This is a genomic window from Flavobacterium sp., from assembly GCF_004295795.1.
Taxonomy (GTDB): domain Bacteria; phylum Bacteroidota; class Bacteroidia; order Flavobacteriales; family Flavobacteriaceae; genus Flavobacterium.
In genome coordinates, this window is record NZ_SEBR01000005.1 from 210,731 (window position 1) to 226,050 (window position 15,320).

The window sequence follows — 15,320 nt, forward strand, 5'->3', positions numbered from 1 at the left end:
TTTTTAGTAGGGACAAATGAGGGACATAACGTTACTTTTATTTGATGTATTTTTATTCAACTATTTGAATATCATTATCTTATAATAAATAAACTTGAATTTTGAACTTTGGGCATAAGTTACAAATGGTTTTTGTAGGTTTTTTTGAAGCTTTTTCCGGCTGACTGGCACTAGCTTTTTTAAAAATCCGGTTTTTCTTGGGTTTAAAACGAGCTTCCTGCGGTCGCTGTTTTAAACTTAGAAAAATTCGGTTTTTTCTGCAAAAGGCTAGTTGCCCGCATCCGGGCTAGGGATTGTCGTAAGACGATCCTTTTTCTTTTTATTTTAATTCTGTGTTCACGGAAATTATTTCACTCGAAACCTAAATAAATAAGCTTTGCTTATTTTGCTTTCTGCGGCAGCTGCGCTGCCGCAGGCTTTGATTTTGATTCGTCGCCTGTCCGGCGGGGACTTCTTTTGCCTCGCCGCAAAAGAAGCAAAAAGGCTCGCGGCACGACCGATTTTGGCGACCTGACAGCCTTGGAAATTCGGGAATTAAAGGAACTCGCGGGAAGCTTTTCTCGAAACGACTTTCTCTTTGGGTCGCTCAAACAACTTTTAATTCTGCGAATTTCCAAGACGTCAGGTGCCCGCCAAAACGCTCAAATGCCGGACTGATAGGAAAGTGTCTATTGACATTTTTAACTTTGTTGAATCTTCGGGCCCGGAGATTTTTGTGAAACGACTTGCTATCTGCTTGGGCCTCGATTTCCTCCGCTGTCGCTTTGGAAAAATGCGTCTCCGAAACACCATATTCCGTCAATCGCAGGAATCGTTTCCATAACGTCGTCACCTGAATCTTTTGGCTTTGAAAACCCGTGCTTCGAACAGCCAAAGAACCAGTCGAAAATTGGTGGAAAGCCGCATTTTCCTAAGACCTAACAAATCTCCAAGATTTGTTAGGTCTGGCCGAAGTTCGAGGAAAAAACCGAGAGTTGATTACAGATTTTCTGTAGAAAATGTTAAGGTTTTTGAACCGAATGGTTGTTTAGGACAAAACGTCAAAACCAAGATTCTCGATTAAAGCCAACCGAATGTTTCCGTCAAGGACACACCTGTTTTTCGCTACGAAGCCAAACGAGAGGTTCTAAAAACCGAAAAATTTCCTACGGAGACAATTTTTAGCGCAGCGAAGCAAGCTAAAAAGCAAATAAACACTTCCAATTAGTCCGCGGCCTAAGCACAAAACGCGGGCACCTGACGTCACGAAAATTGTAGACCCGAGCAACGCGAATTGACGGAGCTTTGCGGAGTAAATGAAAAACTGTTTGAGCCAGAAAAGAGCATCCGGCGAAAAAGTAGTTTCCGGCGAGTTTTTTTCATTTCCGAATTTTTGGGGCTGTCAGGTCGCGTTTTTGGTTCAGCCGCAAGGCATTTTTGGTTCTTTTGTTGCCAGACAAAAGAACTCCCCGCCGGACACAAATAAGCATAAAGCCTCAACTCATAAGTAGTGAGAGTACTGTGTTTCCGCTCGAGATCATAAAAGAAATCCGGATGCACTTGTTCAAAATGCAGTCGGAACTTTTCCCAATCGGCATCCATATAACGGTTGTTTTGGATTGCCGATTTTATCCGTTCCATTTGGTTTTCGGGAATGGCGTTTTTGGGCAGTTCGTCGATGCGCTGTTGCAATTGCGACAACATTTCGTTTTTCTGGGAAAGGAACAAGGTCGTCGAGGCCAATTCGCGTTGGTTGAACTCGAGTTTTTCCTGCAATTGCTGTTTTTGGCGCGTGGCTTCGAGGTTTTCGAGTTTGTTCTTGAGTTGAATGTTCTCGTTTTCTACTCGCAAGGCGAATGCTTCGGCTTCCTGGTGCGTGAATTTGGTCTGTAAGGTGTCGAATTGCTTTTGTTTCTCTCGCGATTTGCTTCGGTGGCGTCTTACCAATACGTAAATGATCAGCAAAGCCAGCACACTCAGTCCGATTATCGACAAATTCCGTATCAGCTTCTGTTCGGCTAAAGCCTTTGTGGCGGCGCGATCGCGGGCTTGCTGTTCGGTCCTGAAATCGAAATTGAGCTGTTGTTCGGTGAGCTTTCGAAGGTTCTCCGAATTGAACACCGAATCGCTCGCCTGCTTGAACTTTTCGTGGTAGTCGAGAGCGAGTTTAAAGTTGCCTTTGTCGCGATTTATCGATGAGAATTGTCTGTAAACCTCGGCTTGCATGTCAAAACCACCATTTTGGTTGGCAAGTGTTTCGGCTTTTGTCATAAAGGAAAGAGCTTTCTCGAAATTTTGCATCTTTTGGTAATAAGTACCCAAGTTTGTGTAAGACGAAAACAGTCCGAAAGAATCCTCGAGTTTTTGCCTGATCTCAAGCGCCGATTCAAAGTAGAAAAATGCCAGTTCGTCTTTGTCGGCATCCAAATAAATCATACCCAAAGTCGAGTAGTTGTTGGCAAGCGAAATCAAGTTGTTTTCGGCTTTGGCGAACTTGATTCCTTGCTCGAGATAGGCTTTGGCGATTTTGTCCTGTTTGAGTTGTTGGTAAATTTCGGCTATGTTCTGACAAACATAAGATTTACCGAAGTCGACCTTGTGCAAGCGTTGCAGATCGAGACATTTCTTGAAGTAGGTGAGTGCTTCCTTGGTTCGCTTCTGATCCTGAAGCATAATGGCGATGTTGTTGGTCAAACCTACCTGAAGTTCGATGTCTTTTGAATGATTGGCAATCGAAAGTGCTTTGAGCATGTGCCGCAAAGCTTCGTTGAGAATGCCTTGTTTGGCGAAAACGACGCCTATGTTCGCCTCGACTTGCGCGACTTGTTTTTGGTCGCCCAGCTTTTCAGCAATTTCCAACGACTGGTTGAAAAGTTGCAGCGCTTTGTCGTGCTCGCTGCGGTAATCGTAAATATTGGCTTGCTGGTTCAATGCCTTTGACATTCCGGATTCAAAGCCGATTTCTTTGGAGATAAGATAGCTTTGATTGGCGATTTTCAGTGCTCGCGCAGGATCGTTTGTGTGAATTTGTCCGTAAAGCGAAAAAAGCAATTTCACTTTCGCGCTGTCTTTCAAAGTGTAGGAAGTCTCGCCGGCATCTTTCCTGGTTTTGTCGTAAGCCGAAATGATTCGTGAAATGCTGTCAGACTTGGCATGTTGGGCAAAAACAGGAATGCCGAAAAGCCAGATCGTGATAAGTAAAATCTTCATTAACAGCGCTGCGGAAAAATTTATGGGAATTGCTTTTGTAAACTTCATCGGGCGCAAAGAAAATCAATTGGCGAAACCTGGAAAGAATTATCGGTGCAAATCCGCGAAAAATCGATGTATGGCAAAATTTGGTTTTTACTGAGATTCAAACAAGATTTTCAGATGCCAAACATCCGAATCGAAATAAGAAAATCAATCGGCAAACGCCTCGCTCTTCGCCCCATAAAAGCGTTTCACCAAGCCGTCGAGCCTTCTAACGTAGTCATCGGTCAGCCAATCTTTGAAACTTTTTGTCGAATTGTCCAGCAACTTGACGTATTCCTTGACGCGCAGTTCGATGTCGGGTTTCAGGGTTTCGGCCAACTTTAGCGCGTGCGACAGCGATTCGGCGTTTTCCAGACAAATTGCCGCATGTTGACGAATCGAATTCTTGATCGCGTCCTTGTGCGAATCGCCGCTTTCGAGAAAAGCCTTCGCGATGTCGAAGCTTACGTTGGCACTATTGGCGAACTGGGCGCGTGCATCGGCTGTGATTCCTGTTTTTGGCGACGTATGCTCGTCTCTCGATTCGAGTTGTGCGATGAAACTTTCGGGATCGTCGAACACGAATTGCCAATCTACAAAATCGTTCCAATTGCCGAATCTTTCGATGTTGTTGCCCAAGTCCACGATCGTGAACGTCTTTTTGTTGGCCAGCCATCGCGCACCGCGACCGACCATTTGGTGATAAAGCGTCATCGAAGTCGTGGCGCGGTTCAACAATAATGCCTGAACGCTTGGCTCGTCGAAACCCGTCGTGAGAATGCTCACCGAAGTCAATATTGCACCTCTCGTCTTTTTGAACCATTTGAGAATTTCTTCGCGTTCTTTTTCGGATGTCCGATTGTCCAGATGCCGAATGTCGCAGCCTTGATCCTCAAACAGTTTATGGACTTTGAGCGAAGTGGCGATCCCGTTGTTGAAAATGAGCGTTTTCTTGTGTACACAATTGTTTTTGTATGCGTCGAATAAGGTTTGTTGCATTGCAGGCAACGAGTAAAGCGCATCCGAAGAACTAATCGTGTAATCGCCGTTGGAGCCTTTGGCAAGTCCGTTCAAGTCGACAGGTATGCTCACAGACTTTGGTTTGGCGAGAAAATTCGCATCGACGAGCGCGGCAATGCTTTCGCCTACGATGAGCTCGTCATAAGTGTCTTTCATTGGTTTGCCGCCATCTGAACTCAAGGGCGTTGCTGTTGCGCCCACGATAAAAGCATTCGGGAAATTGTCCAATAATTTGTGGAAGGAATTGTTGTGCGCCTCGTCGATTATGACCAAACCGACGTCTGTCACGTCGATTTCTTTGTCTCTTATCCGATTTTTCAAAGTCTCAACCATCGCGACCATACAACTGCAAGCACTTGTCGGACTGAGCGAATCGCTTGTCAGCAAATAGCTTTCCACGCCGGCGTTTTTGAGTGTGCGTCCGGTTTGGGCGCATAGTTCGATCCTGTGCGTGAGAATTGCGACGCGTCTTCCGAATTGCTCGAGATATCGTTTGGCAAGTTCGCAAAAGATGACCGTCTTTCCGCCTCCGGTTGGGAGCTGATAAAGTGCGTTATAACCTGAGCCGTGTTGGCTAATCAATTTAAGGATTCTGGAAATGTCGCGCTCTTGGTGGCGATACGGTTTGACAGATGCGGAGCTTGCCATGGGATGAAACGTTTTTCGGATTCAAAAATAGGCGCGGACGTGTTTCGTGGCGTTGCATAATTCGCGGTTCGCGTGCCATCTTTATCAGCTTGGAAATCTAGGTGAAAATCAAAAGAATATGAAAACACAAATCCGGAAGCGATGCCACTTAAAACAGTATCTTTACTTGCGATGGTTGATTTCACAACCGAACATGAAGCGGTATGGATTCGAATAACTTTCCTAATGAAGTAGTTGACTTGTCTACACTTGCGAATGCCGCAAACGCCTGTTGCCTGATTGCCGTTCCGTCTTTGGAAATCGTGGCGGCCAATGGAAAAATGCTTTCGTATTGGAGCAAAATCGGGAAAAAGATGAACGGAAAAGTTCAGCCTCACGACGCTGTTTTTGAGCTTATCGGTCGCTGTTTGGCCGTTGGCGTCGGTGCCGAAGAAAAAGCCAGTCAGGAATTTTCCATCACCGGCGATTTGTTGTATTTCGATCACGAGGTGCGTCCGTTGGGAAATCCATCCGAAGAAATCGTTACTGTCGCTTATAGTGTTTACGATGTGACCGATGGAGTTCCGCAAAATGGAAGTACATCGGACAATCAGAAAAAATCCGCAAAAGAAGATCTGAAAAGCGAAAACCGATCGGAAAATCTCACGGATCTTTACAGCGAAATATCGGTTGCGAACAAAAATCTCGAGGTTTCCAACGATAAATTGCGCGCATCCAACGAACAATTATCAGAATATGCCTACATCGTAAGCCATGATCTGCAAGAGCCGCTTCGAAAGATTTCGTTTTATGCGTCAGTTCTTGATGAAACTGCGCACTTGTCCGAAAACGACAAAATCATAACCCACAAGATTGGTGAATCGGCAAAACGCATGCGGAAACTGCTTGGCGATGTGCTCGAATACTCCAAATTGCAACGCTCTCAACGCATGTTTCGCCCTGTTGACCTGAATGAGGCAATCGGCAATGTTTTGGAAGACTTTGAGATTCAGATCGCTGAACGAAATGCGAAAATCGAAGTCGGTAATTTGCCAAAAATCGACGGGATCGGCTTGCAGATAAACCAACTTTTTTGCAATTTGCTTAGTAATGCGCTCAAGTTTTGTGACAGGCTTCCGTTGATTGAAATCACTTCGAATGAACTTTCGCAAGACAGGATCAAATCGTTTTTTCCAGATGCCGAAGCGAGTTCAAGCTATTACGACATAGCTGTAAAAGACAACGGAATTGGTTTCGAGGCCAAGTACAACGAACAGATTTTCGAGATTTTCAAACGGCTTCACAGTCAGGGCGATTTTCCGGGTTCGGGCATCGGCTTGGCGCATTGCCGAAAAATCGCGGCCAACCACGGTGGGCATCTTTATGCCGAATCGACTCCGGGTTTGGGTTCGACTTTTCATTTTCTGATTCCGAACAAACATCCTAAATAAACATCCTAACATGTCAAAAAAAGGACCTATTTTATTAATTGAGGACGATCTCAACGACGTTGATGTGATTGTAAGTGCGCTCAAAGAAAATTCCGTGAAAAACGTCATCAAGCATTTCGGCAAGGCGCAAGATGCTTTGGATTATCTCGCCAAGACGACCGAACAGCCATTCCTGGTCATTTCCGACATCATGATGAACACCATGAACGGACTCGAATTGCGAAAAACCATAGACGAGAATGAATTCCTCAGGAAAAAATCGATCCCGTTTATTTTTCTCACACAAGCCGTGAGCCAAGACGTCGTTGACGAGGCTTATGATTTGACCGTACAAGGCTTTTTCGAAAAAGGGAACAATTATGAAGACGTGAAAAAACAGTTGGATTGCATGGTTTCGTATTGGTCGAAATGCGTGCATCCAAATTCGTTTTAGTCTTATACTACATCTGATAAACAGTTTCTTACAAAAAAATGCGATACAATAAATCCCGTGTGTTTTTGGCAGACGATGATCCCGAAGACCGTCTGTTTTTCAAGATTGCGATAGATCAAATCGACGATCTCGTCGTGGCGCTCGAAACTTTTAACGACGGGGAATCGCTGATGCAACACTTGGCCGAATGCAAAGATCTTCCTTACATCGTCTTTCTGGATTTGAACATGCCCGGAAAAAGCGGACATACTTGTCTGGAAGAAATCCGTCAGAATAGCCGATACGACAAGGTTTCTGTGGCGATTTATTCCACGTCGGCAACCGATGAAGATATCGAGGCGACTTTCGTGTCGGGCGCGAACGTTTACATTCCGAAACCAGATGATGTGGCCACACTTCGACAGATCATCAGGCACGTGCTCAAAACCGACCTGGGCTTTTCGCTTTCCAATATCAGTAAGGAGAATTTTTTATTGCGGATGTGACGTATCGTCCTGCTGCTCTTCTCTGCATTTTTACCGTTTACACCATATCGGCAATAATCACTTCGCGATGCTTCGATCCCCATTCCGCAAGGTCGTGGATGAGGTTTTGCAAAGACCATCCGTATTCCGTGAGATTGTAATGTACAGATATTGGTTGTGTATCTGACACCGTCCGTTTGACGAGTTTATTCTGTTCCAAATCACGCAACTCTTTGCTCAATTGCTTGTTGGAAATCCCGTTCATGTCGTTGAGGATTTCAGAAAATCTGCGCTCTTTGTAATAGCACATCGAGGAAAGAATCGAGATTTTCCATTTTCCGCTCAGCACATCCATGGCGTCGTGAATGGCCATGATGTCTTTTTTGTGGCATACGTTTTCTGACATAAGTTACTTGGTTACCCAAAAGATACCGTTACTTTTGGTTATTTGGTTACAAAAGTAAACCAAAGTGACGTAAATTTGTGCTCTGATAACAAAAAATTTATAACGATGAGTTTAGCAAATAAAAACGTAGTAATTACAGGCGGCAGCACAGGAATCGGACTGGCCACGGCAAAAGCATTCCTGAACGCGGGAGCGAAAGTTTTGATTACAGGCCGAAGTGCCGATAACCTCAAAAAGGCGTCGGACGAAATCGGTAATCCGAATTTGACGACCGTGGTTTCGGACACTTCAAACCTCGAAGGCATTGCGCAACTGGAAAAGGCCGTAGCCGAAAGCGGAAATAAAATCGACGCGCTTTTCCTCAACGCCGGAGTTGCCGTATTCGGGCCAATCGAGCTCGCGACCGAAGCCGATTTCGATTACCAATTCAACACCAACGTCAAAGGGCATTTCTTCACGCTCCAAAAGCTTATTCCGCATTTGGCCGATGGTTCGTCCATCATATTCACGTCTTCTGGAGTTGCAACCGCAGCCGGAATCGGATCGAGCATTTACTCGGCTACGAAAGGCGCGCTGAACAAGATCGCGCAAATTGCCTCGAACGAATTGGCCGAGAGAAAGATCCGCGTAAATATCGTGAGTCCTGGGCCGGTCGAAACGCCTGGATTGAATGCGCTCGCTTCTCCGGAAACTTTGACGCATCTGGCATCGGCGAACGCTTTGCAGCGACTTGGTCACGTCGATGAGGTTGCCAATTTGGTGGTGTTCCTGGCTTCTGATGCAGCGAGTTATATCAGTGGTGCGGATATTGCCGTTGATGGTGGTTATCTCACTTATCAACGCAGGTAAATGCTTGCAAAACAGATTTAGATTTAGCCGGAGGATTTTTTCTTTCGGCTTTTTTTGTGATTGGAAAAAGTGAATTCTCGCAAATTGCGCAGCAGAAAAACTTAGCGTACAGCACCAACCTTCTTCAAAATATAACCCTTCCAATCGGCACCTCGAATTTCTCCGCTGATTAGGTAAAGTTGCCTCACCTGATTTTTTTCGACCTTGTACATATAAGCCATTCCCGCAACTTTTAAGTCTTGCAGCACGACCATATCGCCTTGCCACTTGAACGAGCCTTTCTGTACAAATTCCTTTTCTTTGGTTTTGGTGGGCTTTACACTCAAGACATAAGTTTTATTTTCGTTGAGTTGCAACCTTGTTTCGATGCCCTCGCAGTTTGCGCAATCGGTGATACCGAAATAAGTGCCTTGCCAATTCATTGTTGCGACAGCTGACTTAGCTGCTTGCGCTTTCGCGGATTTTGTGCTTTGGGCAGCAGCAATCGTGCTTGAGATGACAAGGAGGCCGAAGATAAGGTGTGCGAATTTCATGGTCTTTGGTAAAGATTGGCAGATTCAGAGGTGAATTTGTTTTCGTACCCAAATAAACGAATTAAAGGATTGGTTGAGTAATTTATCCTATAAGAAAGCACGCGCTGCTCAAGCAAATTTGCCGGATAGCTTCCGACACATGTCCAGGCGCCATTTACTAAATCGAGGAAAAAGGCTGATATTTCCTGGCCGGATTTCGTTGACAGAACTATATCCCGATTGCCGTTTTTAGACGGTCATACTTTGTTTTTTGCACATCGTTCATTTTGGCAACTAGATGTTTTTCGGAACTTATTTCATTGTAATCGATTTTCAAGCCTTGAAGAAATTCTAGCATATCATTCCATTCCCGGCCGTAAATTCTCGATAGGAGTTTGTAAAGATAAATCCAGTCATATGGTTCGTAAATGAGCTTGCATTTTACGACCTCTTTATTTTTTGTGAAATTATACAGACGGTACTCGTAGATACTTTTAAACATTTTCCGGCTGATTACCCTGCGTTGCAACATACGCTCACAAATTTCAAACAATCCAAGATATTCTTCGATCTTTACCCAATCTTTAGTGTCAGAAGGTTTGTCGTCCTTCCATTTTCCGTCCCTGAAGTCGTTGTGGACACATCTTCGATTTTCATGATGAAACATCTCTCTCAAAGACAGCCAAAAATTTGCTTCATTAAACTTTGAGTCTCGTCTGACTTGATTTATGGATAGCAGCAATGCGGCTAATGCTCCAAGCCCTGAAAAAAAAGTTCCCCAGAGCGCCAATTCTTCTACTTTCATGTTTATTGATTTTGACTGGGATTATTGCCGACAACGCGAGTTTGCCCAAAAAAAAGGAGGAAAATTCAAAAGTAATCTTCTTCCAAATATGATTTACCGGCTTTTGAGTTATTCAAAATTCATTGGTTCTTCGGGTGTCGGACTCAAATACTTTTTCAATTCGGTTTCAATTTTTTTACAGCCTACCAAAATTGGTTTATCGGTTATCTCAAATTCAATTGAATTGTGATTGACCGAGTAATTCCCTATTATTTTTCCGGCTTTCGTCGGAATTGAAAACGTTCCTTTTTCGGTAGTGCCTTCGAAAGTGCCACCAATTGATGTAATGCCGTTTTTTGCCTTTTCGATAAGGATTTCGATTGGCTCGATAACAGCAATATTGAAATTACATTTTGCCATATTGTATGTGTTTAATTGGTTATAGTGGGTTTGATACTTGCCGCCAAAAAAGGTTGAATGCCAGATCAGCTATCTCAAAAGTCTTAAACGTACTTCGAAATGGTAGTTGCGACTTTATAAAACCGATTAACTCAAGTTGTCATAAATAGTCTTCGCTATTTCAGAATCATCAAGGTAGCCTTCAATGCCGTGTTGGTTGTCTGTACTATTGTTCACGTGATTTGAATTCACAATTTCAGGATTGGTAAAGAAGTTTTGTTTGTTCAAGGGATTAAGTGCAACAACATCTCCGTCATCATAGGCATTGTACCATCCATTTTTGACACATCGTGGCATTTGAAGTGGGGCTTTGAGATATCGTTTGACGGATTTCAGACCAAGAGGAGATCCTATCGTAATGAATTTTTTTACCTCCAATTCTGGATTTGCGATCAGAACATTATAGGAAATGACAGTGCCCAGCGAGTGGCTTACCAGAACAAACTCATCGTCTTTAGGCAATTGGGACGTCACGATTTCATCGATTTTTTCCCTTATGGCGGGGACTGTCAAATATAGAAACACGTCGAAGGTATATTTTCTAAGTGCGATTTCTCCCCATTTTCCGTGTCTGTCCAATGCCCTTAGAAGTGCTTGCGTCCAACCCCAATTGAGCGGGCCGCGTTCCAGTATTTCGTCTCCGCTATTTTTTTGGATTTCATCAAGACGCAATCCTTCATTTTCAGCAATTTCTTCGAGGAAGTTCGTAAACGCCGTTGGAGGTGTCGTAAGTTCCGTTCCTTTCTTTATTATTTCGGGAGTAGCTTTGTAGAAATCATTGGTCATGGTATCCAATTCATCACCGTAAAATGGAAATATCACATCAATGTCATCGATGTCGAGTTTCAACTGAGATTTGGTCAATCCTTCGGCGAAGGTATTCAACCATATTTCTTTCAAGTCTGACGGATTTTTACCGCCTTGAGCTCTGCCGTGCAAAAATACTAATTTCATGATAGTCGATTATTTGATATTGCTTCTGATAAAATTTGGGTTCCTTCTTCATTGAATGTTGTCCACAAATTGGGGACAAGGTTTTCACTTGCCAGTCTCAGAGTTGGGTTTAAGAAGTCCTTGAAAAGATGTGCGTAAGCCCAACCAGAAGAAAGCATAGGGCAAAACGGACCAACCATTTGTCGGGTGCTGCCAAGCCTTCCGGCTAACATCACGACATCAAACGGCAGTATCTGATCTTCCATTTCCATGTATTCCAAAACAGACTTTATGGCTTCCACATTCCCTTGCTGTCTGAATGCATATGCCGCATACAATCCCAGTGAAGGATCTACGGATTTTTCCCTTCGCAGTAAACTTCCAATGCCATTGAAGTCGGCTGTTTCATTTGCTGAACCTGTTCTCGAATCAAACAGTGTCCCGTATTCAAGACCTTCATTTGCTGCACTTGCAACGATAGCTCGCGCCCAAAGAATCTTGTCTTTATTTCTTTCGAACTCTCGGTATTTGGGCGCGTTTTTCCTGGAAGGCGAATAATTGACGGTGAGAAGTCGGCCTTTTCGAAAAATCAAATGACCGATAAAGCCTGGTAAAACCATGATTGGGACGGACTCTTGATTTTTTAGGATAAATAATGCGGTGGAAACATTGTTGTCCTTAATCGCAACAAATGTTCCTTTTTCAGTGTAACTGATGGTGGGACTTGTCGCAGCTATTACGTCACTTACCTCCGTTCCCTCGACTACAAATCCAGTACGATAATCAACGCTGTCCAAGACGTCGGCGTTTAGAATTTTAGCCCAGCCTTTAACTAGCTGTGAGTTTGGATTGTTATTGGAAATTTCGTTGTATTTCAGGCGCAAGCCAAAAAGATTGTCTTTTGTATTTTTTTGGGCGGAGACAGAATCAGTAATCCTGAAAACAGGATGATTTAACGAATGGGCAATTTGCTTCTGGAAAAGAACATTTATTTTCTTGTCGGAAAGATTCGATAAAGCGCCACTTTCATTTTCTTGGCTCAGCAATAGGTTTTTTGCCACTTCATCGTCAAAAGCAGACAAAAAGGGTTTGTTGGCCATGTGTTGAAGAATGAGATCAGGTTCCTGACTCAAAGTGGTTTTGATTGTGGAGGCTTTTTTCTTTACGAGTTTGATTAGAAAATCGTCGAGTTTGATTGAGTGAAGTTCCCATAAACCCTTGCTCAATTGTTTGTAGTTTTTATTTTTTTTGAGTTCGACAATTTGATAGAAATCGACGATACTTGCCGGATTTGATTGACAAGTCAGAAGCGATGGGTGATTCCCTTCAAGTACTTCCAAGAGGCATTTGGTGAAAATCCCAAACCGATCCAGTGATGTCAATCCACTTACTTCGTTGGCCGCACTACCGGGGCGTGTAGCGTAAAAAATGTCAACGGCTACCCTTTGAGTGGCCTCGCCGATTGGAAAAATCGAAGATCCAGCGCTCGTCAACGCGATCTCGGCCGGGAGTAAGCGACACGCATCCGATATGAAGGTCACATGTGGTACGTTGCAAGTCCTGGCATTGTCGATCGACCCGACGACATTTATGCTCTCATTCGGATTGCTCTTGGCACTTGATAGCAGCCAAGTTTCCTGGCCAGGTCCGCGGAGTTGTCCATGGCCCGAAAAAAACACGATGATCGACTCATATTTCATCGAATCGATGGATGTCGAAATATCTTTGAATATCGCCGCCAATTCCACATCTTTATCTTTATCGGTAAAGAGAGATGTGTCGTAAGATTGTGATTTTGCCCAAGTTTCCATTTTTTGTGCGCCTTCGGCAGCTGCCGTCAGGGGACTTAGGCCCTTGGCCTTATCGACACCTATACAAATGACTTTTTTCATGCCGAGTATATTTTCCCTATGGTGTAGGCTACTTCGACAATCCGAAGCAAGTACGTATATGGAATCCACGCAAAACCGTTCGCTCCCCAATCTGCATAGTTATTTTTGACCAGGAAAAATCCATTATTGTTCTGGAAAGCGTCGTCAAATCCGACAATACAGACGACATGGTTCGAACCTTCGTTTTTAGCGGATTTTTCCACCTTTGCCAACTCGTCGGTTGAAAGGTCTGGAAATTCCTCTTTCCCAACATTGGAAAATCGGACGTGATTGTTTACCGCTATTATTACGGGATGGTTTTCTGCCAACTTTGACTTGATCGAATCTATCGCGCTCTGGGATAGTTTAAAATTGATGTTTGTTTCCTGGTAATCGGTGATTCTGTACTTAACTGTGCCAGACGGTAGCGATTTTTCTATGTCACCAGAACTTTCACAATTGCATTCGTAATCTCTTATAAAGACAGATCCTTCAGATTGGAGCAAGCTAAGTGCCTTGTCGGCGGTTCCGTATTTGCCGCACCATGGACTGCGTTTAAGAAAAGGTAATGACGAATTGTGATAACTCGCGACATAACCAGGCGAGAAGCTGTTTTTTTCGACAGCAACCGCTTCGGAGACATTGTTTGCGACGTTATATTCGATTGTCATAGCTGTATACGCCACGGCGTAAGCATAACAGGTATTTTTGTATTGGGATTTATTTTTAGGACAGTATGTGCTCAGGTCTATCGCCATTTCACTTCTAGGTTAGATTGTTGGTATATTGTCTAAAGACCAGTTCGTCCTCGGATGCTTCCGTAGAGATGAAGTTGGCATCTTTGTACACCTCGTTCGAGATAGCATTGAAACGCCCTGCAAGCGGTTTAAAACTATTGCCGAAAGCCAAAAAATTAGATTGGATCTTACACAATCCAATCATTACCACGAAGTCTTGTTCTGTTATAAATCTTTCGCCGCTTGATTTCTGCGATTTCACGCTGAGTCCTAAAGAAGCCGAGGCGAGATTTATTTGAGGTACGTCGGCGGCGGCTTCAAGAGATAAAGAAAAGTCGCTCGAAGTTGAAACTGCGATAAGACCTCGTTTGGCGATTATGCAGTCGGTTATCAGTACAAAATTCCTTTGCCAACGTTTTTTGTCTTTCTTATGGATTTCAAGTAATTTTTGACCCAAAATGTGTTTGTTCTCAATCATGTCAACCGTGCAGCCGGCGGCGTTTACAAAAACGGCCTCTTCTTTTCCGAAATTTATGTCAATCGAAGCGTTGACAGGCACTGTTCCTACAGTCGCTTCTACCTTGGGTTTGATCTCATATGTTACGCCCTTTTGCGAAGTGAACAGCTTTTCATCTGAAGTTTCGTCTTTCCTTACTTTGATTTCAAAATTTTTCAGTTCGTCGAATTCGCTCAAATTCCCCAAATGCACGAAAATGTTTCCATCCATTCGTCCATAATCGCCAAGTTTGAGCGGTGTTCCCGGGTACCAAACCCCGTAAAGCACTTTTTCGTTTTGTCTGACCGTGTCTGTGTAGACTCTTGCAACTCCTTTACTCATAATTAAAGTATTGATGTTATAAAAAGCAGTGAAGCTCAAGGCCATTTACGACCTTAAGTGATATTCGATGCGCGCTAAAATGTTCTTGGATGGAACTTAAATGTAGTTGTTGTAAGGCTATCGCGTCTAAGCAATCGACAACTCGCATAAATATCGGTTGAGGTGTACTTGACAATTTGAAAGTGTAAATAAAATCTGAGGAAAAGGTTCGATTGTGATGTATTGTAGCTTATATCCAGATTTTCAGAACGCTTCATTCGATCGTACATCAGCGCGATAAGTGCTGGCCACGTGCTAGCTGTTGCTAACGTCAATCGGATAGTCGAAGGTGTTTGAGACTGCATCGATACCAGCAATCAAACCATTGAGAAGTTTGCAGTAGCAATCTTCTTGTAAAAATTTAAGTTCGTCATGCAAGTGGTAAAGTTATTGACGAAACCGCGAACACCGACACTTGCCTATTTCACTTCAAGGTTTGGTAAACGGTAAGTGTTTTGGTCTTGAACTCTGTGTCGTTTACCTGTTGTGCGCTCACGCCGGTCAGGAAGAAAGGTGCAAAGAGAAATGTAAGGTGTCGTTCATAAGCGGATATGTTGATTGAATTAATATATACCGATGCCTCGCTGATTGTCCAACGTACAAGATTATCCGGGTCAACAATTGCTTTGAAAGGACAATGTAGGCGACTGGCATACATCTGACGGAAAAATAATAATGCGACAC

At 43.7% G+C, this 15,320-nt stretch carries 14 protein-coding genes; 4 read left to right on the forward strand and 10 right to left on the reverse strand.

The genetic code is table 11. The features are described 5' to 3' along the window. Window positions 1-1,242: 1,242 nt before the first annotated feature. Together EOO49_RS06505 and EOO49_RS06510 are read right to left on the reverse strand one after the other, a co-directional pair. The gene (locus EOO49_RS06505; protein ID WP_290843914.1) at window positions 1,243-3,189 is read right to left on the reverse strand and encodes a tetratricopeptide repeat protein; all 1,947 of its coding nucleotides are present in this window, start codon (window positions 3,187-3,189) and stop codon (window positions 1,243-1,245) included. Between the two features lie 192 nt (window positions 3,190-3,381). Continuing rightward, window positions 3,382-4,881 carry a DEAD/DEAH box helicase gene (locus EOO49_RS06510; protein ID WP_290843916.1) on the reverse strand — a complete coding sequence of 500 codons (1,500 nt, stop codon included), beginning with the start codon at window positions 4,879-4,881 and terminating at the stop codon, window positions 3,382-3,384. A 203-nt stretch (window positions 4,882-5,084) separates the two neighbouring features. On the opposite strand from EOO49_RS06510, the gene EOO49_RS06515 reads away from it, so the two are divergent. Genes EOO49_RS06515 through EOO49_RS06525 form a run of 3 tightly spaced genes read left to right on the forward strand, consistent with a single transcriptional unit; the run spans window position 5,085 to window position 7,229 of the window. Continuing rightward, window positions 5,085-6,311: an ATP-binding protein gene (locus EOO49_RS06515; protein ID WP_290843918.1), complete on the forward strand. Its 1,227-nt coding sequence runs from the start codon at window positions 5,085-5,087 to the stop codon at window positions 6,309-6,311. 10 nt (window positions 6,312-6,321) lie between these two features. Further along, the gene (locus EOO49_RS06520; RefSeq protein ID WP_290843920.1) at window positions 6,322-6,744 is read left to right on the forward strand and encodes a response regulator; all 423 of its coding nucleotides are present in this window, start codon (window positions 6,322-6,324) and stop codon (window positions 6,742-6,744) included. A gap of 38 nt (window positions 6,745-6,782) precedes the next feature. Further along, window positions 6,783-7,229 (forward strand): response regulator, encoded by a 447-nt coding sequence (locus tag EOO49_RS06525; protein ID WP_290843922.1) that lies wholly within the window; start codon window positions 6,783-6,785, stop codon window positions 7,227-7,229. A 37-nt stretch (window positions 7,230-7,266) separates the two neighbouring features. On the opposite strand, the gene EOO49_RS06530 is transcribed toward EOO49_RS06525, so the two are convergent. Beyond that, window positions 7,267-7,614 carry a helix-turn-helix domain-containing protein gene (locus EOO49_RS06530; RefSeq protein WP_290843924.1) on the reverse strand — a complete coding sequence of 116 codons (348 nt, stop codon included), beginning with the start codon at window positions 7,612-7,614 and terminating at the stop codon, window positions 7,267-7,269. Window positions 7,615-7,719: 105 nt separating this feature from the next. Here EOO49_RS06530 and EOO49_RS06535 point away from each other — a divergent pair, with 105 nt between their 5' ends. Further along, the gene (locus EOO49_RS06535; RefSeq protein WP_290843926.1) at window positions 7,720-8,463 is read left to right on the forward strand and encodes an SDR family oxidoreductase; all 744 of its coding nucleotides are present in this window, start codon (window positions 7,720-7,722) and stop codon (window positions 8,461-8,463) included. Window positions 8,464-8,564: 101 nt separating this feature from the next. Here the strand turns inward: EOO49_RS06535 and EOO49_RS06540 are convergent, their stop codons facing one another. From EOO49_RS06540 to EOO49_RS06570, 7 genes are all read right to left on the reverse strand, one after another. Then, entirely contained in the window at window positions 8,565-8,996 is a 432-nt protein-coding gene (locus EOO49_RS06540) for a copper resistance protein NlpE (RefSeq protein ID WP_290843928.1), read from the reverse strand. A gap of 208 nt (window positions 8,997-9,204) precedes the next feature. Then, window positions 9,205-9,780 (reverse strand): hypothetical protein, encoded by a 576-nt coding sequence (locus EOO49_RS06545; RefSeq protein ID WP_290843930.1) that lies wholly within the window; start codon window positions 9,778-9,780, stop codon window positions 9,205-9,207. 108 nt (window positions 9,781-9,888) lie between these two features. Beyond that, complete coding sequence (locus EOO49_RS06550; protein WP_290843931.1) at window positions 9,889-10,179, reverse strand: hypothetical protein; 291 nt, start codon at window positions 10,177-10,179, stop codon at window positions 9,889-9,891. 126 nt (window positions 10,180-10,305) lie between these two features. Beyond that, on the reverse strand, window positions 10,306-11,172 hold the full coding sequence (locus EOO49_RS06555; protein WP_290843934.1) for a hypothetical protein: 867 nt from the start codon (window positions 11,170-11,172) through the stop codon (window positions 10,306-10,308). Beyond that, window positions 11,169-13,043, reverse strand: coding sequence for a caspase family protein (locus tag EOO49_RS06560; RefSeq protein WP_290843936.1), 1,875 nt, complete (start codon window positions 13,041-13,043; stop codon window positions 11,169-11,171). The genes EOO49_RS06555 and EOO49_RS06560 overlap by 4 nt, the downstream gene beginning before the upstream one ends. After that, complete coding sequence (locus tag EOO49_RS06565; RefSeq protein ID WP_290843938.1) at window positions 13,040-13,780, reverse strand: C1 family peptidase; 741 nt, start codon at window positions 13,778-13,780, stop codon at window positions 13,040-13,042. Before EOO49_RS06565 ends, EOO49_RS06560 begins: the two co-directional genes overlap by 4 nt. 7 nt (window positions 13,781-13,787) lie before the next feature. Next, complete coding sequence (locus EOO49_RS06570) at window positions 13,788-14,597, reverse strand: hypothetical protein (protein WP_290843940.1); 810 nt, start codon at window positions 14,595-14,597, stop codon at window positions 13,788-13,790. Window positions 14,598-15,320: the final 723 nt, after the last annotated feature.